Origin of the sequence: Streptomyces sp. 135 (genome assembly GCF_020026305.1) — a bacterium.
Taxonomy (GTDB): Bacteria; Actinomycetota; Actinomycetes; order Streptomycetales; family Streptomycetaceae; genus Streptomyces.
The window spans coordinates 4,147,109-4,164,941 of sequence record NZ_CP075691.1; the positions used below are offsets into that span (position 1 = coordinate 4,147,109).

The 17,833-nt window shown below is 72.0% G+C and carries 16 protein-coding genes, 2 tRNA genes, 1 other RNA gene and 1 pseudogene; 10 read left to right on the top strand and 10 right to left on the bottom strand.

Annotation, left to right across the window (positions count from 1 at the left end; genetic code table 11):
* Positions 1-83: 83 nt before the first annotated feature.
* The 5 genes from KKZ08_RS18650 to KKZ08_RS18670 all read left to right on the top strand — a co-directional run bounded on the left by KKZ08_RS18650 (position 84) and on the right by KKZ08_RS18670 (position 3,815).
* Entirely contained in the window at positions 84-1,061 is a 978-nt protein-coding gene (locus KKZ08_RS18650) for an ABC transporter ATP-binding protein (protein WP_223775537.1), read from the top strand.
* Positions 1,058-1,837, top strand: coding sequence for an ABC transporter permease (locus KKZ08_RS18655; RefSeq protein WP_223775538.1), 780 nt, complete (start codon positions 1,058-1,060; stop codon positions 1,835-1,837). Before KKZ08_RS18650 ends, KKZ08_RS18655 begins: the two co-directional genes overlap by 4 nt.
* Complete coding sequence (locus KKZ08_RS18660; RefSeq protein WP_223775539.1) at positions 1,810-3,114, top strand: histidine kinase; 1,305 nt, start codon at positions 1,810-1,812, stop codon at positions 3,112-3,114. Before KKZ08_RS18655 ends, KKZ08_RS18660 begins: the two co-directional genes overlap by 28 nt.
* On the top strand, positions 3,111-3,719 hold the full coding sequence (locus KKZ08_RS18665) for a response regulator transcription factor (protein ID WP_223775540.1): 609 nt from the start codon (positions 3,111-3,113) through the stop codon (positions 3,717-3,719). The genes KKZ08_RS18660 and KKZ08_RS18665 overlap by 4 nt, the downstream gene beginning before the upstream one ends.
* A 23-nt stretch (positions 3,720-3,742) precedes the next feature.
* A tRNA-Gly gene (locus KKZ08_RS18670) sits at positions 3,743-3,815 on the top strand.
* 58 nt (positions 3,816-3,873) lie between these two features.
* On the opposite strand, the gene KKZ08_RS18675 is transcribed toward KKZ08_RS18670, so the two are convergent.
* The 4 genes from KKZ08_RS18675 to purD all read right to left on the bottom strand — a co-directional run bounded on the left by KKZ08_RS18675 (position 3,874) and on the right by purD (position 10,521).
* On the bottom strand, positions 3,874-4,770 hold the full coding sequence (locus KKZ08_RS18675; RefSeq protein ID WP_223775541.1) for a phosphoribosylaminoimidazolesuccinocarboxamide synthase: 897 nt from the start codon (positions 4,768-4,770) through the stop codon (positions 3,874-3,876).
* Between the two features lie 138 nt (positions 4,771-4,908).
* Positions 4,909-6,396: a N,N-dimethylformamidase beta subunit family domain-containing protein gene (locus KKZ08_RS18680; RefSeq protein WP_223775542.1), complete on the bottom strand. Its 1,488-nt coding sequence runs from the start codon at positions 6,394-6,396 to the stop codon at positions 4,909-4,911.
* Between the two features lie 170 nt (positions 6,397-6,566).
* Positions 6,567-8,951, bottom strand: coding sequence for a hypothetical protein (locus tag KKZ08_RS18685; protein ID WP_223775543.1), 2,385 nt, complete (start codon positions 8,949-8,951; stop codon positions 6,567-6,569).
* Positions 8,952-9,267: 316 nt separating this feature from the next.
* Entirely contained in the window at positions 9,268-10,521 is a 1,254-nt protein-coding gene (gene purD / locus KKZ08_RS18690) for a phosphoribosylamine--glycine ligase (RefSeq protein WP_223775544.1), read from the bottom strand.
* A gap of 140 nt (positions 10,522-10,661) precedes the next feature.
* Here purD and KKZ08_RS18695 point away from each other — a divergent pair.
* Positions 10,662-10,846 (top strand): annotated as a pseudogene (locus KKZ08_RS18695) (LLM class flavin-dependent oxidoreductase); the annotation flags it as partial.
* A 392-nt stretch (positions 10,847-11,238) separates the two neighbouring features.
* On the opposite strand, the gene KKZ08_RS18700 reads toward KKZ08_RS18695, so the two are convergent.
* From KKZ08_RS18700 to ffs, 3 genes are all read right to left on the bottom strand, one after another.
* Positions 11,239-11,502 (bottom strand): hypothetical protein, encoded by a 264-nt coding sequence (locus tag KKZ08_RS18700; protein WP_223779381.1) that lies wholly within the window; start codon positions 11,500-11,502, stop codon positions 11,239-11,241.
* A gap of 246 nt (positions 11,503-11,748) precedes the next feature.
* Positions 11,749-13,488, bottom strand: a complete 1,740-nt coding sequence (locus tag KKZ08_RS18705; RefSeq protein WP_223775545.1) for a DNA polymerase III subunit gamma and tau — start codon at positions 13,486-13,488, stop codon at positions 11,749-11,751.
* Positions 13,489-13,532: 44 nt separating this feature from the next.
* Positions 13,533-13,631, bottom strand: an RNA gene (ffs, locus tag KKZ08_RS18710) — signal recognition particle sRNA small type.
* Positions 13,632-13,751: 120 nt separating this feature from the next.
* Here ffs and KKZ08_RS18715 point away from each other — a divergent pair.
* A tRNA-Ser gene (locus tag KKZ08_RS18715) sits at positions 13,752-13,836 on the top strand.
* Positions 13,837-14,158: 322 nt separating this feature from the next.
* Positions 14,159-14,374, top strand: coding sequence for a hypothetical protein (locus tag KKZ08_RS18720; RefSeq protein ID WP_223775546.1), 216 nt, complete (start codon positions 14,159-14,161; stop codon positions 14,372-14,374).
* Between the two features lie 166 nt (positions 14,375-14,540).
* On the opposite strand, the gene KKZ08_RS18725 is transcribed toward KKZ08_RS18720, so the two are convergent.
* A complete protein-coding gene (locus tag KKZ08_RS18725; RefSeq protein WP_223775547.1) occupies positions 14,541-14,822 on the bottom strand; it encodes a hypothetical protein in 282 nt (93 codons plus the stop codon).
* Between the two features lie 263 nt (positions 14,823-15,085).
* Positions 15,086-15,367: a hypothetical protein gene (locus KKZ08_RS18730; protein WP_223775548.1), complete on the bottom strand. Its 282-nt coding sequence runs from the start codon at positions 15,365-15,367 to the stop codon at positions 15,086-15,088.
* A gap of 282 nt (positions 15,368-15,649) precedes the next feature.
* On the opposite strand from KKZ08_RS18730, the gene KKZ08_RS18735 reads away from it, so the two are divergent.
* The gene (locus KKZ08_RS18735) at positions 15,650-15,937 is read left to right on the top strand and encodes a hypothetical protein (RefSeq protein ID WP_223775549.1); all 288 of its coding nucleotides are present in this window, start codon (positions 15,650-15,652) and stop codon (positions 15,935-15,937) included.
* A gap of 297 nt (positions 15,938-16,234) precedes the next feature.
* Here KKZ08_RS18735 and KKZ08_RS18740 read toward each other — a convergent pair whose 3' ends face one another.
* Positions 16,235-16,744, bottom strand: a complete 510-nt coding sequence (locus tag KKZ08_RS18740; RefSeq protein ID WP_223775550.1) for a DUF5949 family protein — start codon at positions 16,742-16,744, stop codon at positions 16,235-16,237.
* A gap of 233 nt (positions 16,745-16,977) precedes the next feature.
* Here KKZ08_RS18740 and KKZ08_RS18745 point away from each other — a divergent pair, with 233 nt between their 5' ends.
* Positions 16,978-17,697, top strand: a complete 720-nt coding sequence (locus tag KKZ08_RS18745) for a GAF and ANTAR domain-containing protein (RefSeq protein WP_223775551.1) — start codon at positions 16,978-16,980, stop codon at positions 17,695-17,697.
* Positions 17,698-17,833 lie beyond the last annotated feature (136 nt).

Here is a 17,833-nt window from a genome sequence, read left to right on the forward strand (position 1 = left end):
GACCGCCGGCTTCTGACATTTGTCATGCGGGCCGGTGACAGCGCGCACTGCTCCCGCGCCCCGGGCCGGGGGACGCTCTACCCATGACTGACCAAGTGATCGACGTGACCGATCTCCGGCGCGTGTACGGGGGCGGTTTCGAGGCGGTACGCGGCGTCTCCTTCGGCGTGGGCCGGGGCGAGCTGTTCGCGCTGCTCGGCACCAACGGCGCCGGCAAGACGTCCACCATGGAGCTCCTCGAAGGCCTCGCCGCGCCGGCCGGCGGGCGGGTCCGGGTGCTCGGGCACGACCCGTACACCGAGCGGAGCGCCGTGCGGCCCCGCATCGGCGTGATGCTCCAGGAAGGCGGCTTACCCGCGGAGTTGACGGTCGCCGAGACCGTGCGGATGTGGGCCGGGTGCACCAGCGGGGCCCGGCCCGTCGCGGAGGCCCTGGAGACCGTGGGGCTCGGCAAGCGGGCCGGTGTGCGCGTCAAGCAGCTGTCCGGCGGCGAGAAGCGGCGGCTCGACCTGGCCATGGCGCTCATCGGGCGGCCCGAGGTGCTCTTCCTCGACGAGCCCACCACGGGGCTCGACGCGGAAGGGCGGCGCGAGACCTGGGAGCTGGTCCGCGACCTGCGGGACAACGGCACGACCGTGCTGCTCACCACGCACTACCTGGAAGAGGCCGAGGAGCTCGCCGACCGGCTCGCGATCCTGCACGAGGGGCGGATCGCCGCCGAGGGGCGCGTCGCCGACGTGGTCGCGGCGCAGCCCTCCCACGTCTCCTTCGAACTCCCCGAGGGGTACTTCGTCGGCGATCTGCCGCCGCTCGCCGAGCTGGGCGTGAGCGGGCACGAGACCTCCGGGCGCCGGGTGAAGCTGCGTACGCACGAGCTGCAACGAGCCGCCACCGGGCTGCTGTTGTGGGCCCGGGACGCACAGGTCGAACTGGGGGCGCTCGACGTGCGGGCGGCCTCGCTGGAGGAGGCGTTCCTGCGGATCGCGAGGCCCGGCACGAACACGGACGGCGCGGAAAACACGCGGGGCGGGCGCCCGGCCGAGAAGGAGATGACGGTATGAGCACGGTGGCGTCGACGACCCCCGCGGGACGGATGCGGGCGCTGGCGCGCGCCGAGCTGACGCTGCTCGGGCGGAGCAAGGGCTCGCTGTTCGCGGCACTGTTCGTGCCGTTCGTCCTCCCGCTCAGCATGCGGCAGGCCACCGAAGGCCTGGACCTGAAGGGCACGGGGCTCTCCCTCGGCACGGTCGTGCTGCCGAGCGCCCTCGGCTTCTCGCTGCTCTTCGCCGTGTACGCCACGCTGACCGGCGTCTACGTCGCCCGGCGCGAGGAACTGGTGCTCAAGCGGCTGCGCACCGGCGAGCTGCGGGACGCCGAGATACTCGCGGGCGCCGCGCTGCCGTCGGTCACCATCGGGATCGCGCAGTGCCTGGTGCTGAGCATCGGCTGCGCGGTGCTCCTGGACGCCGGGGCGCCGAGTGCGCCCCACCTCGTGGTGCTCGGCATCGCCGCGGGCCTCGTGATGTTCGCCGCGCTGGCGGCCGTCACCGGCAGCTTCAGCCGGTCCACCGAGTCCGCCCAGGTCATGAGCATGCCGTTGATCTTCGGGTCGATGATCGGCTCCGGGCTCTTCATCCCGTTCGAGGTCATGCCCGACAAGCTCGCCGCGTTCTGCGAGCTGCTCCCGCTCTCCTCGGTCATCGAGCTGATCCGCGGCGGCTGGGCCGGCCACCTCTCGACGGCCGACACGCTCGGTGCCCTCGCCACGGCGGTGGCCTGGACCCTGCTGTCGGTGTTTGCTGTACGGCGATGGTTCCGCTGGGAACCCCGGCACTGAGGGAGGCGGTCCGCGTGGTCGGCCGGATACGGGCCTGGCAGCGTGGCTGGCACGGCCGGAGCAAGATCGAGAGGGTCGAGTTCCAGAGCATGGTCATGTGGCACGCCATGCCCTGGATCTTCTTCCTCAGCTGGGGTTCGCTGCCCCTGGGCCTGAGCCTGCGCCACGAGCCCGCCGCACTGATCTTCGGCTGGGCGCTGATCGCGGTGGCCGCCGCGCAGAGCGTCCACGTCAACCGGTCCCTGCGGCGGTCGGTCGACCACTACCTGAAGCGGTGCGGCATGCCACGCCGCGACCTCGCCGTCTCCGGTGTCCTGCTGGCCGTCGCGCTGGGGCTCAGCCTCGGCCTCGAAGCGGTCGACGGTGCCGCCGAGGGCATGATCGGCTTCACGACGCTGTACCTGGTCGTGCCGTTCGGCCAGTCGCTCGCCTTCGCCGTCTCCGTCCGGGCGTTCCTGCTGCACATCGTGGTGATCGACGCCGTCGCCCTGGCCGGGTTCGCCGCCGTCGGCGTGCCCGGCGGGCGGCTCGCCGGATACGCCGCCCTCATCGGCTTCGCCGGCGTCCTGACGCTGATCTCCGCGCGCTGCGGCGCCTGGACGCTCTCCGTGATGTGGGAGGCCGACCGGTCACGCGAGGTGGAGGCGCGCCTCGCGGTCGCCGAGGAGCGGCTGCGGTTCGGGCGGGACCTGCACGACGTCATGGGCCGCAACCTCGCCGTCATCGCCCTCAAGAGCGAGCTGGCGGTGCAGCTCGCGCGCCGCGGGCGGCCCGAGGCCGTGGATCAGATGGTCGAGGTGCAGCGGATCGCGCAGGAGTCGCAGCGGGAGGTGCGGGAGGTGGTGCGGGGCTACCGCGAGATCGACCTCGGCGTGGAACTCCTCGGTGCCCAGGGTGTGTTGGAGGCGGCCGGAATCACCTGCCGGGTCACGGGATCGGCGGCGGGGCTGCCGGCGCCCGTGCAGTCCGCGCTGGGCTGGGTCGTGCGGGAGGCGGCCACCAACGTGCTGCGGCACGGCGACGCCACGCGCTGCGACATCACCCTGGCGGTGACGGACGGTCGTACGACACTGACCGTCGAGAACAACGGCGTGCCCGATGCCGTGCCGTCGGGCGGCGGCTCGGGCCTCGCCGGGCTCCGGGAACGGCTGGCCGAGGTCGACGGCACCCTGGACTTCACGGCCGGGCAGGGGCGCTTCTGCCTCACCGCGGCGGTACCGCTGCTCCCGGGGAGCGCGGTGCCGACACCGACCGACCGGAGCGAGGCCCTGCTGTGAGCTTGCGTGTACTGCTCGCCGATGACGAGCACCTCATCCGGGGCGCGCTCGCCGCGCTGCTCGCCCTGGAGGACGACCTCGTGGTCGTCGCGGAGGCGGCCACCGGGCCCGAGGCGCTCGCCATGGCGCGGGCCCACCGGCCCGATGTCGCCGTGCTCGATCTCCAGATGCCGGGCGCCGACGGTGTGAGTGTGGCCACATCCCTGCGGGACGAACTGCCGCACTGCCGCACCATGATCGTGACGAGTCATGGCAGACCGGGACATCTCAAGCGGGCCCTCGCGGTGGGCGTACGCGGCTTCGTGCCGAAGACGGTGAGCGCGCAGCGGCTCGCCGAGATCATCCGCACCGTGCATGCCGGAAACCGTTACGTGGACCCGGAGTTGGCCGCCGACGCCATCTCCGCGGGGGACTCGCCGCTGACCGTGCGCGAGGCCGAGGTGCTCGAACTCGCCGCCGACGGGGCGCCGGTCGCGGAGATCGCCGAGCGGGCCAAGCTCTCCCCGGGGACCGTCCGCAACTACCTCTCCTCCGCGGTCACCAAGATCGGGGCGGAGAACCGGCATACGGCGGTGCGTCTCGCTCGCGAGCGAGGTTGGGTATAGTAGTCCTCGCGTTACGGCGCAACGCGGACGTAGCTCAGTTGGTAGAGCGCAACCTTGCCAAGGTTGAGGTCGCCAGTTCGAACCTGGTCGTCCGCTCAGATGAAAGGCCCCGCTCCTCGGAGCGGGGCCTTTCGCGTTCTTCCTGGCGTCCGCGCTACCAGGACGTCCCGGTCAGCCGCTCGTACGCCTCGATGTACTTGGCGCGGGTGGCGTCCACCACCTGCTGCGGCAGCGCGGGCGGCGGCTGCTCGCCCTTGCGGTCCCAGCCGGAGGCCGGCGACGTCAGCCAGTCCCGGACGAACTGCTTGTCGAACGACGGCTGGGCGCGGCCCGGCTGCCACTGGTCGGCGGGCCAGAACCGCGAGGAGTCCGGCGTCAGGACCTCGTCGCCGATGAACAGCGCGCCGTCGTCGAAGCCGAACTCGAACTTCGTGTCGGCGAGGATCAGGCCGCGCTCACGCGCGATGTTCCGCGCCCTGCTGTAGACGGCGAGCGTCGCCTGACGCAGCTGGGCGGCGGTCTCGGGGCCGACCTGGCGGGCGACGTCCTCGTAGCTCACGTTCTCGTCGTGCTCGCCGACGGCGGCCTTCGCGGCGGGCGTGAAGATCGGCCCGGGCAGCTCCGAGCCGTCGACCAGGCCTTCGGGCAGCGCGAGGCCGCAGACGGTGCGGGTTTCGTTGTACTCCAGGAGGCCCGAGCCGGTGAGGTAGCCACGGGCCACGCACTCGACCGGGACCATCTCCAGGGACTTGCAGACGAGCGTGCGGCCCTCCCAGTCGGCGGGGGCGCCCTGCGGCAGGTCGGTGGAGAGGACGTGGTTCGGGATGATGTCCGCGAGCTGGTCGAACCACCACAGGGAGAGCCGGGTGAGGACGCGGCCCTTGTCGGGGATCTCCGAGGGCAGCACCCAGTCATAGGCGGAGAGCCGGTCGCTGGCGACCATGACGAGCCGGCCCGACTCGTCGCGGTACAGGTCGCGCACCTTGCCGGTATGGAGGTGGACCAGGCCCGGCACGTGCAGCGGCTCGGGCTTTTCTACGAATCCGGACACGGTTCCCTCCAGTGATTCCGACCAAGTGGTATCGATTCTCCCGTATCGAGGGGGAAGTCTTGGCCAGGGGTCGGTCCTGGCCTCGCGTCGGCCCGGCGCAAGGATCGCTCCGGGCCTTGCGCCGGCCCGGACCAATGATCAGTCCCGCTTGCAGATGCGGTCCAGGAGATTGGCCGTGGCGCGCTGCACGCGGGTGTCCACATGGCCCGGGCGGTCGAGCGCCGGGGACCAGGCGAAGGTGCCGGACGCGAAGACGAGGGCGCCGGAGGGCGCGCGGTAGAGCGAGGTCTCCTGGTGGCGCGTGACGCCCTCCGCGTCCGCGTACGGCGAGTGGGCGAGCAGGATGCGGTCCTGGTGCTCGGGGAGCGCCGTCCGCGGGAAGTAGCGGTCGGCCTCGCCCGCGACCAGGCCCTCGATCTCATCGCCCTCGTGCGCGCCGGTCGCCTCCCACAGCCAGTGGTCGGCGTTGCGGACGACCAGGGGGTGCGGTTCGGGGACGCGGCCCGCGTACTGGATGCCGAGCAGTTGCTGTTCGGCCGTGTTGTCGCCGTCCCGCTCGCGCCAGAGGGCCGACTTGCCGGGGCCTCGGCGCTTGCGGCAGGTCAGCAGGCGGTCCGGGACGCCGGACGGGGAGGGGCCCAACTCCACCTGCCAGTACATGGTGTTGGCCGAGAGGAAGACCAGGGAGGTGCCGCCGTCACGGGCCAGCTCCGTGGTGCGGCGCATCGCCGGTGACCAGTACTCGTCGTGGCCGGGGAAGACCAGGCCCCGGTACCGGGTCGGGTCGATGCGGCCCGCGTGCAGGTCGCGGGCGTCGGCGTACGCGAGGTCGTAGCCGTACCGCTCGGCCCAGCGGATGAAGTCGTAGGCGTGGCCCACGTGCAGGGGCAGGCCCGCGCCCGCGTACGGCCGGTCGAAGGAGACCGTGACGGCCGCCTCGCTCTCGCCGAGCAGGCGGCCCTCCTCGTCCCACGCGTGATAGAGGCTGGCGCCGGTGCGGCCGTCCTCCGGATAGAGGTTGTACGCCTGCCAGGTCACGTCCGGCAGGAGGAGCAGAAGGTCGGCGGGGTGGCTGTCGCGGACCGTGAAGGGCACGTGCGAGCGGTAGCCGTCGGCGGTGGTGAGCACCGCCACGTACGCCCCGATGTTCCAGTAGCTCGGGATCTGGAGGCGCCAGGAGAGCCACCAGTGGTGGCAGGAGACCGTGCGGTCCGCGGTGAGCGGCCTCGGCTGGACGATGCCGGACAGGCGCGGGCTGGTCGTGATCTTGCTGGCGCCGTCGCCGCCGTAGTGCCCGATGCGGTAGATGTCGACGCTGAACTGCTGGGGCGGGTCCACCGTGACGTGGAAGTCGATCGCCTCGCCCGGGGCGGCGGCGCCGATGGAGGTGAAGCCCTTGATCTGGCAGCTCACGTCATCGGCGGTCAGGGGGCCGCCGGTGCGGGGCGCCGGGATGTTCGCCCCGGGGGCCGGGGCGTGGTCGACGTACCAGGGCACGACCTGACCCGTGTCGTCGAAGTAGTGCTCGGATCCTCGCAGCCAGGGCAGCGGGCCCTGACCGAAGGGGTCCGACACGGCGTGCGCCAGCGCGCCCGATTCCCAGCGGCGGATCGGCTCCTGCCCCATGTCTTCCCCTCCCTCGCTCCCCCGAGCCTGCGGCGCCGGTGGATGTGTACGTCCGGCGATGGAACCCAGCACATCACATTACGCACGCACTCCGTCACCGTTCGTCGCTAATTGGCGGGAATGGAAGGGGAGCTTCCGGATCGCGGTGCGAAGCGGGCGTGACGGCGGGGTCAGACGAGGCGGACCGGTTTCTCCTGACGGACACCGAGACGCGCGAGCCACTCCCGCAGCGGGAACGGGTCGCCGTGCTCGACGAGGCGCAGGACGCGGGGCGCGAGGTCCGCCGCGCGCTCCCCGTCGACCAGCAGGGCGGGACCGTCGAGCCAGTCGAGGCCGGGAGCGGCGCCCGCGGTGTCCACGGCCGCGCAGCAGACCATCGCCGTGACGTGGTCGGCCAGCAGCTCGCGGCCCGTGCGGGGCGGCTGGAGCGGGAACAGTGGCAGCGCGCCGTCGTCCCAGAGCGCCTCGTCCGGGCCCTGCCCGGCGGGTGCGGGGTGCGGCGGGGCCGCGGCCTCCTCACGGGCCAGCTCGGCGCTGAGGCCGGCGGCGAGGATGCCGGTGGGGGTTTCGTCGCGGGGGTCGGGGGTGTCGGGGTTGTCGGGGGCGTAGGGGTCGTTGGGGGTGTCGGGGGTGTCGGGGTTGTTGGGGGTGAGGTCGGAGTCGGGGGCAGAGGTGAGCGTGGTGGGGTGCGCGGGGTGCGTGGTGGGGGCGGGGGCGGTTATGGGGGTGGAAGGGCCGCCGGGGCCGTCGTGGCTGGCGCCGGGGCCGTCGTGGCTGTCAGGGCCGTGGTGGCCGTCGTGGCTGCCATGGGGGACGGCTTCGAGGTCGGCGTCGGAAGCGGGGCCTGGCCGGACGGTGGGCGCGTTCGCGTCGGCACCGCAGGCGTCGCCGGTCTCATCGGCGCCGGAAGGGGAGCCTGGCCGGGCGGTGGGGGCACCCACGTCGGCATCGCGGGCGCCGCCGGTGCCGTGGGCGTTATCGGCGGCGCCGGTGTCGGAAGCAGGACCTGACCGAGTGATGGGCGTGTTCGCGTCGGCCTCACGGACGTCGTGGGCCTCGGCGGCGCCGGAAACGGAGGTTGGCCGGGCAGTGAGCGCGCCCACGTCAGCCTCGCGGGCGCCGCCGGCCTCGGCGGCGCCGGGCTCGCGGCCGGTGTCCGCCTCGCGGGTTTCGTCGGCTTCGCCGCCGGCCCGGAGGTCGAAGCCGTCGGCCTCCGGTGCCGCGGAGGTGCCGTTCCTCGCCCCCGCGGAGGTCAGGTGGTCCAGGATGCGGGCGAGCGTCGGGCCCTCGGGGCCCTGGGCCGCGGGGTCCGCGCGGTGGGCCACGTCCAGGGAGTCCAGGACGCGGTGCAGGCGGGCGGCGTCCATGCGCCACTTGCGGTCGACGACCTCCTCCGGATACTCCTGCCACGCCACCGGCGCCCAGTCCGGCCCTGTCTCCGCGGGGCCGCCGTGGAAGAGGCGGGCGGCGAGCAGTGATGCCGCCTCGTCCACCGAACCCGGCTCCTCCAGCAGGTCACAGGCGGGGCGCTCGCCCAAGCGGGAGGCGAAGCCTTCCGCCAGGCGGTCCCTGCGGGACAGCTCGGTGAGCGCGGAGACCACGCCCGCGTCCAGCCGGGAGGGCCAGCGGCCCATCCGCCAGGCGGGCAGCGCGACCCGGGTGAGCAGCCGGTCCCAGCCCGCGTACGCGAGGCCGACCTGCTCCTGGGCGACGATCCGCACGCCGTAGTCCACGGTCTGGGCGCGCTCGGCGGCGGCCGCGGCGACCCCGCGCTCCATCTCGGCGGCATGCACCCGGCAGTTGCGCAGGAGCAGCCGGGCGACCCAGCCGACACCGGCGAGCACCGTACGGACCAGAGGGCCGCGGCCCGGGGCCGAGGCGACCGCCACCGCCGCGTCGAGCCCTCGCACGAAACGCCGGGCGGCGGCTATGTCGGGATGCGCGGAGGGACCCGTGCCCGCCACGACGGGGGCGAGCACCGCGCGCAGCTCGCCGACCCGCATCCACCACAGGAACGGGGAGCCGATCACGAGCACGGGGGCGGCGGACGGCCGGCGCTCAGGAGCGACACGGACATCGCGCGCACCGCCGGAGACCTCACCGCGCACGGCGGAGGCGTCCCGGTCCCGCGCGGGCGGGCCGTGTGCCGGATGGGTGCGGTCCTCCAGCCAGCTGTCGCAGTCGGGGGTGAGCGCTATCGCCGAGGGCGCGGGCACGTCCAGGCGGTCGGCGAGGTCTCGGACCAGGCGGTACAGGTCGGGCGCGGACTCCTCGGCGATCGGGACCGTGGGGCTCAGCGCGGGCCTCGCCCGGGCGACGACCAGCGCGACGCCCGCCGCGGCGAGCAGCACGAGCAGGGCGAGCGCCGTCACCACCCAGCGCACGACGTCCCAACTCCCGCCGCTGATATGGCCCGTGGCCCCGCCTGCGAGCAGCACGACGGCGGCGGCCGCGGGCAACAGGGCCACGGCCAGCGCCCGGCTGCGCAGACGCAGCACGGCGAGGGCCCGGGAGCGCGCGGCCTGCGCGCCGACCTCCACACCCGTACCTGTCACGACCGATGGCACCCCCTGGTTGCCCTACCGCTCGGCCGACGGCCGGGGCCGACGGCACACATCAATGGCGTTGGTCTTGCTCACTCCCCCACTGTGGCACCCGCCACTGACATCGCAATGCCGGTGGTCTGTTTGGCTCTGGGCACCTTGAACGCTTGCGCCGCACCCTAGTTGGGGTACCGGGTGTCGTCAGCCGGATGGGTCAGCGGTCACTCGATGGAATGGCTTTGGCTAAAGGTGGAGACCGCAAAGGCCCCGGATCCAGTGTCGGATCCGGGGCCTTTGACGGCTGAAGGTCACGCGGCAGCGAGGTGGCTCACGCCTCCGCGGCCGCCTTCGCCGCGATGTCCGTACGGTGCTGCGAGCCGTCGAGGCGGATGCGGGACAGCGCGGTGTACGCGCGTTCACGCGCCTCCGTGAGGCCGTCGCCGGTCGCCGTCACGGACAGCACGCGGCCGCCCGCGCTGACGACGGCGTCGCCGTCACGCCGGGTCCCGGCGTGCAGGACGTACGCGTGGGGCGCATCCTGTGCCGCTACCTCGTCGAGCCCCTCGATGGGGTCACCCGTGCGAGGCGTGCCGGGGTAGTTGTGCGAGGCGACGACCACGGTCACCGCGGAGTCGTCGCTCCAGCGCAGCGGGGGCAGGTCGGCGAGGTTGCCGGTCGCCGCGGCCATCAGGAGCCCGGCGAGCGGGGTCTTCAGACGGGCCAGGACCACCTGGGTCTCGGGGTCGCCGAAGCGGGCGTTGAACTCGATCACGCGTACGCCCCGGCTGGTGATCGCGAGACCCGCGTAGAGCAGTCCGGCGAACGGGGTGCCGCGGCGGCGCAGCTCGTCGACGGTCGGCTGGAGCACGCTCCGCATGACGTCGTCGACCAGCTCGGGGTCGGCCCACGGGAGGGGCGAGTACGCGCCCATGCCCCCGGTGTTCGGCCCCTGGTCCCCGTCCAGCGCCCGCTTGAAGTCCTGGGCGGGCTGCAGCGGCACGACGGTCTCGCCGTCGGTGATCGCGAAGAGCGAGACCTCCGGGCCGTCGAGGAACTCCTCGATGACCACGCGCTCGCAGGCGAGGGCGTGTGCGCGGGCCGCCTCGACGTCGTCGGTGACGACGACGCCCTTGCCGGCGGCGAGCCCGTCGTCCTTGACGACGTACGGCGCCCCGAAGGCGTCGAGGGCCTCGTCGACCTCCTCGGCGGTGGTGCAGACGTAGGACCGGGCGGTCGGCACGCTCGCGCCCGCCATCACGTCCTTGGCGAACGCCTTGGAGCCTTCCAGCCGGGCGGCTTCCTTGGACGGGCCGAAGCAGGGGATACCGGCGGCGCGCACGGCGTCGGCGACGCCGGCGACGAGCGGGGCCTCCGGGCCCACGACGACCAGCCCGGCGCCGAGCTCGGCCGCCAGGGCGGCCACGGCGGCGCCGTCGAGGGCGTCGACCTGGTGGGTCTCGGCCACTTCCGCGGTACCGGCGTTGCCGGGGGCGCAGTGCAGCTCGGAGACGTCGGGGTCGAGGGACAGAGAGCGGCACAGGGCGTGTTCGCGGGCACCACTGCCGATGACGAGGACCTTCACGGTGGTCAGCCTAGCCCGCGGGCCGGCAGGGCCTTGTACGGGCTGCCGAGTACGGGCCCTGCGGCTCTTGTATGTTCGTCCAGTTTCCGGGGGGGCAGTTCCACCTCCGGGATCCGCCAAGTTCGCGGGGAGCCCGGCGGGTGGGCCTGAGCCACCCTCTCCTCGCCGCCAAGCAGTACGCGACCCTGGACCACCAAAGCGGCGGCCGCCTGAGCCTCGGGGTCAGCGCCGGGCACGTACCGGAGAGGAGTTCGAGCCGCTCGGCGCCGACTTCGCGCGGCGCGGGCCGGTCATCGACGCGACGATCGACGCGCAGAGGGCCGCGCAGTTCGCGCGGCCCGACCAGATCCCTGGCGTCCGGCCCCTTCCTGGGGGGGGCGACAGATCCCCGGGGCCCTGCCCGTTCCCGGGGGGGGGCGACTAGATCCCCGGGGCCCGACCCGTCCTCGAGTGCCTGGCCAGGTCCCAAGGGCCCGGCCGGTTCCCGGAGCCCGCGCAGCTCCCAAAGGCCCGACCAGACCCCGCAGCCCGACCAGACCCCGCAGGCCCGGCCAAACCCCGCAGGCCCGGCCAAACCCCGGCGCCCGACCAGATCCGGGGGCCGGCCCAGCTCCCTGGGCCCCGGCTGAAGACGGCCGAGGGGCCGGTGGGAGACAACCCAGTAGGCCTGCGGAAGCTGGCCCGTGGGCCCGGCGGGGTCGGCGGGAGACGGCCGGGCTATTCGTTCGGGTATTCGTCGACCACCGTCGCGCCCAGCTCCCGGACGATCAGGTCGTGGCCGGAGAGGGCGGATTCGACCAGGTCCGGGTCGTCGTCCTCGGGGATGTCGTCCTCGGGGGAGACGTGTTCCGGGGCGGGGGCGGAGCGGGGCGGTGGTGTCGGCTCCGGGGCCGGGGCGGGCGGGGCCTGCCGGGCCGGGATCGCCGCCGGGGCGGGCGGGCTGGTGCTGCGGGGCCGCCGGGCGGGGGGCCGCGGGGGCACCGCCGCCGAAGTTGCCCGCGGCCGGTGGAGGCGCGGAGCCGCCCGAGGGGTCGACGATCGCCTCGACCTTCCACTGCACGCCGAACTGCTCGGACAGGGCCTGCCGCAGCACGTCCTCGCTGCCGCTGCTGGCGAAGTTGTCCCGCGCCCCGGCGTTGACGAAGCCGATCTGGAGCGTCGTGCCGTCGAAGCCCGCCACCTGGGCGTTCTGGCTGAGCAGGATCCAGGTGAAGCGGCGGCGGTTCTTCACCGCCTCCAGGATGTTCGGCCACAGGCTGCGCGGGTCCGGGCCACCCGCAGGAGCCACCTGGGGGGCCATGGGCGCGGGGGCCTGGGGCTGAGCGTGGGCCTGGGGAGCCGCCGGGGCAGGGGCCTGCGGGGCGGAAGCCGGGGCTCCGCTGCCCGTGGCCGCCGCAGTGGGCCAGCCGCCCGGCCGGGGCGCGGACTCCGGAGCGGGAGCGGGAGCGGGACCGGCAGCGGCGGACGGCGACGCGGGACCGCTGCCCGGAGCCGAGGCCGTCGGCCAGCCGCCGGGCCGCCGCTCACCCGCAGGAGCGGCGGGAGGCGCGGGCGGGGCGGCGGGAGGCGCGGTGGGCGCGGCCGGAGCCGCCGGGGCGGGCGGTGGCGGCGGTGCGGCTTCCGGGGCCGGGGCGCCCTGCGGTGCCCCTGCCCTCGTACCGCCGCGCGTGCGGCGGCGGGACCGCCTCCCGGAGGAACCGGAGGTCCTTGCGGCGCCACCGCGGGCGGCTGCTGCATGCCCGCGTGCGCCTCGGGCCCGGGGACGTACGCCATCGCCGGGCCGGGGCCCTGACCGCCCGCCACGAAGTTCCCGCCGCGCTCCAGGCGGTCGAGGCGGGCCATGACGGAGCGCTCGTCGTCGTACGCCGCAGGGAGCAGCACGCGGGCGCAGATCAGCTCCAGCTGGAGGCGGGGCGAGGTGGCGCCGCGCATCTCGGTCAGGCCTTCGTTGACGATGTCGGCGGCGCGGCTCAGCTCGGCGCCTCCGAAGACACCGGCCTGCGCCTGCATCCGCTCCACGACGTCGGCGGGAGCGTCGATGAGCCCCTTCTCGGCGGCGTCCGGCACGGCGGCGAGGATCACCAGGTCCCGCAGCCGCTCCAGGAGGTCGGCGACGAAGCGCCGCGGGTCGTTGCCGCCCTCGATGACGCGGTCCACGATCTCGAAGGCCGCTGCGCCGTCCCCGGAGGCGAAGGCCTCGACCACGGAGTCGAGCAGCGAACCGTCCGTGTACCCGAGCAGGGACGTGGCCATGGCATACGTCACACCCGCCTCGCCCGCGCTGGCCAGGAGCTGGTCCATGACGGACATCGAGTCACGCACGGAACCGGCACCGGCCCGCACGACCAGCGGAAGGACACCGTCCTCGACGGCCATGCCCTCGCGCCCGCAGACCTCGGCGAGATAGCTCCGCAGGGTTCCGGGCGGCACCAGGCGGAACGGATAGTGGTGCGTACGCGAGCGGATCGTGCCGATGACCTTCTCGGGCTCGGTCGTCGCGAAGATGAACTTGAGGTGCTCCGGGGGCTCCTCGACCACCTTCAGCAGGGCGTTGAAGCCCGCCGGGGTGACCATGTGGGCCTCGTCGATGATGTAGATCTTGTACCGGCTGCTCGCGGGGCCGAAAAAGGCCTTCTCGCGCAGGTCACGGGCGTCGTCCACGCCACCGTGCGACGCGGCGTCGATCTCGATGACGTCGATCGATCCCGGGCCGTTCCGCGCCAGGTCGCGGCAGGACTGGCACTCGCCGCAGGGCGTGGGGGTGGGACCTTGCTCACAGTTGAGGCAGCGGGCCAGGATGCGCGCGCTCGTCGTCTTGCCGCAGCCGCGCGGGCCACTGAACAGGTACGCGTGATTGACCCGGTTGTTCCGCAGCGCCTGCTGCAGCGGGTCGGTCACATGCTCCTGCCCGATGACCTCGGCGAACGACTCCGGGCGATAACGGCGGTACAACGCGAGAGACGACACGCATACGAGGTTATAGGCGACCACTGACAACCCGGACCGCCCCAACGCAAAGCGCCCCCCACGCACCCGCCAGAGCCGACCTACCCTTGCTGCCTTCCGGCCCTGGGGGAGTTCAGTCAGATAGCGCCACGTGAGGGGCTGAGCCCCACCCTAGCGGATCCCGGGGGCCGGAAGCGACGCCGGGAGGCCTCCTCCCGAGCCCGGGAAGCCGGCGGCGGGATCGTGTTCGCGAGCACTGCCCAACGTCTTGTATTGTTTGCGGCGGAGGATTCGCCTAGTGGCCTAGGGCGCACGCTTGGAAAGCGTGTTGGGGGCAACCCCTCACGAGTTCGAATCTCGTATCCTCCGCACTCGCCCGTCAGGGCAGACGAAGGCCCCGACCGCTCAGCGGTCGGGGCCTTCGTCGTCGTGGGGGCCCCGCGGACGTGGACGCCGCTCCGGTCGGCCCGTCGTGCGGCGCGACCTCATCGGGTACGGACCGGCCGCAGCCGGGCGGTTACACCATCCGGCGGGACAAATCCCTCCCCAGCTGCGACCAAATAGCGCAATGACGCTTTCCGAAGGAGTGGCCCCGGCGTATCCGGCCCCGCACAACCGGGAAGCGCGGGAAAGAATCGCCACAAATGCTTCCCCATATGGGGCGGCACGGACATTCGACCCGAAGGCAGAAATGATCAAGAAGGTTATTACCTGCGCGGCCATTGTTGCCGCCGCCATGGCAGTCGGTACGAGCTCGGCCGCTGCTCACGACCGCGACGGTGACGACCGTAAGCACCGCTTCAGTGCCGAGTGGGGTGGCGGGAACTTCGACGTTCTCAAGTCCTCGTCCGGCACCGGAATCTTCAGCGGCTCGGGCCACCACGGCGAAGTCCACGGCCACCGCTGAGTAGAGTCGCCGCCGCACTGATCGGCTCTCCACGAGATGTAACCATCGACCGTGGAGAGCCGGCAGCAAATTAAATAGCACAAAAACAAACGCCGGGGCCGCTGTTGAAGAACAGCGGCCCCGGGGTCCGTAGTAGGGCCTCGCCTACCGCCGGACTGCGTCGGCGTCAGTCGATGACGGCGCCAAGGATGGGCAGCGCGGGAGCCGAGGAGTCGTCGTGGACCTTCGACTTCTGGCGGATCTCGTTGCACTGGAAGGCACGGGCCTCGTCCAGCACCTCGATGGTCAGGATGTCGATGTCCTGGATCGTCGGGCAGATGTCGCGGATGATCTCGATGTTCTGCGAGTAGTGCCCGTGAACCTCCTCGTCGGCCATGGCCGGGGTGACGGCCATGCCGGTGGCCGTCAGCGTCAGCATCGAGCCGGCGAGAATCTTCTTGGCGTTCATTGTTATGTGCCTTCCTTGCGTCCGGGTAGCTGTGGCGCTTTCAGTGGGCGCCGACAGATTCACTAACTGTCCTGCGGCAGCAGGGGTTCCGTCCCTCTAAACTTGTTCACTCTTTTGCAGTAGCAGGCACCGGTTGCTCGATATGCCGGTCCAACCGGCCCGCATACCCAATGGGCCCCGGGTTCGCGGTCGTCCGCGAACCCGGGGCCCATTTCCCTCGGTAAAGGGGAATTACAAGAGCGCCGCGTCGGAGCCCAAGCTGTTTAGTTGAGCACCTGGCCGAGGAGCGGCAGCGCGGGAGCGGACGAGCTGTCGTGGACCTTCGACTTCTGACGGATCTCGTTGCACTGGAACGCGCGGGCCTCGTCCAGCACCTCGATGGTGAGGATGTCGATGTCCTGGATGGTCGGGCAGATGTCGCGGATGATCTCGATGTTCTGCGAGTAGTGACCGTGGACTTCCTCGTCGGCCATGGCCGGGGTAACGGCCATACCGGTGGCGGTCAGGGTCAGCATGGAACCGGCGACAATCTTCTTCACACTCATGGTGTGTACCTTCCTAGCATTAGTGGGCGTCTCCCAGTGAGTGCGCCAGCACCACTCCTAACCGCGAGCACTGCCATCACGTTTCTGCGGGAAGGCCATAATCACCCGGTTACCGCATCCATACTTCTATTGAACATAGCGTCATCACACTTTTGGACAGTGTGAGCGTGCAATTGGGTGAAAGGGTCTCGGGGCGCGCAACCTCTGACACCGCCCGGCGGTTGGGTCCCGCGTCGGCACCCGGACCGGGTGCTATGTATCCGGGAAGGAGTGCTCAGAAATATGAACTCGAAGAACAAGAAGGTGCTGGCGGGGACGATGCTGACCCTGGCGGCCACCGGCATGGCGGTCACGCCGGCCTCGGCCGACGAGGAAGTGCACGGCCACTACTCGCAGAGCATCCAGGTCATTCGGGACGTCTGCCCGACCATCCAGGACATCGACATCCTCACCATTGAGCTGCTGGACCAAGCGCGTGCCTTCCAGTGCAACGAGATCCGCCAGAAGTCGCACTACTCGGATGACTCGGCCGCCCCCGCGCTGCCGATCCTGGGCAAGGTCCAGAACTGACGCTCTTCTCGACGTCCCGGCTTCCGCCCCGCGGGGTGAAGCACCGGAATTCACCGGGTGGTACGCGTATGTCAGCGGCACTGTGAGGGTGACCACCGCCCGGTGAAGCCGGTACGGATCCCTGTACGGCGGAACAGCGATTGCCCCGGGAGACGACGGATATCCGTCGTCTCCCGGGGCATAGCTGTGCGGTCACATACCCGCGTAGCCAAAAGGCGGCACGCCCCCGGAGAAACATCTCCGAGGGCGTGGTTTTCGCGGGCGTGATTTCCGAGAGCGTATTTTCGCTCTTCGGCGTCAGGTACGGACCCTGCGGACCGGCACCAGGCAGCGGGCGCTGGTCGGCACCATCTGCTCGTCCGAGACGAACGCCCGCAGCTGCTCCGCGCCGACCGGCTTTCCCTGTACGGCTTCGGGCCACGGGCGCAGCGCGCACATCAGGTAGGCCGAGCCGCTCTCGTAGGCCGCCTTCTGCCACTGCGGGGAGACCGGGCACTGGACGTGCAGGAAGGGCAGGGTGAGCACCGCCTGTTCGGCCTCCACCAGCAGCGAGACCGAGCTGCGGGTCTCGCGCGTCAGGTCCGTCATGTTCTCGCCGACCGGGAGGCCGGCCTTCTCCAGCTCGGCCCGCAGCGCCTTCGTGCCCGCCTCGGGGCCCTCACGGCCGTCCCCGCGCGAACAGACCAGCAGGAACGGCGTCACGGGGCCCTCGGAGTCGGGTGCGGGTTCATTGGCCCACGGGACGATGATGAGGGTGCCCAGGAGGGAGCCCTGCTTTTCCGGCGTTACGGCGGTGGAAGAGGTCATGCCCGCGGATGCTAGTGGCGCCTTCCTGGTCCTTCGGGTGCGTTTACACCCGTTCGGCCCACACCTGGCGGGCTGATTCCCCCGGCCGGGTAACCGGCCCGGTGAGCGGCCCCACGATCCGCCCCCGGCCGCAGGCGTGCGCCTCGGGGCCAGGGGTACTCAGGAACGGCCCTTTCGTAAAGATGAGCGCCGGTGGGCGCGGGAGCTGAACCGCTATGACACATGGATGCACGGTGGTGGATCTGGTGCTGTCCGCCACCCGGGAAGAGCCCGAGCGACTGCCCCTGCGACTGTGCCGGGCGCTCTGCGAGGGGCTGCCCGCCGACGGAGCCAGCCTGGCCTTTCTGACCGAGACCCCTTACCGCCAGCTGCTCCACGCCACGGATCCGCTGACGCTCCGCCTGGAGGAACTCCAGTTCCTGGCGGACGAGGGGCCCTGCGTGACCGCCGCGATCAGCGGCAAGCCGGTCCTGGTCGAGGATTTCCGGCGGCCGCTGACGCGCTGGCCGTTGTTCGAAACCGTCATGACGGACGAGCTGGAGCAGGTCGGAGCCGTCCACGTCCTTCCCCTGACCTTCGACGACAAGGTCTTCGGGACGGTGGAACTCATGCGCCACGAGCCGGTCTCCCTGGAGGACGACGCGTCGGACAGAGAGATGGTCCGGCAGGCGGAAGCGGCCGCGCGGGCCGTCTCCCGGGTCATGCTGCCCTCCTTCTGGCGGCTGCTGGCGCACGGTGAACTGCCGCTGTGGAAGCCCTCCGACCAGATCGACACGCACTGGGGCACCACCCACCAGGCCAGCGACAAGCTCGCCGCCCACCTGGACATCTCCCCCGAGGAAGCCCTCGCGCGCCTGCGGGCATCCGCCTTCGTCACCGGGCGGCCCCTTCCGGAGATCGCCCGGGAGATCAACGACACGCCCTCCGGTGGTCCCTCCTGGCCCTCGCCGTGAGCGGGCGCCGCCCATCAGTCCCATACAACCCTCGCGCCGCATCGAAGGTCTCCTGTGCGCCGGTGCGCCATGCGCTCGGCAGCCCCATCACCATGGGATGCCCGAATCGCGGGTGTTCCGCATGCCGCCGCAGGAG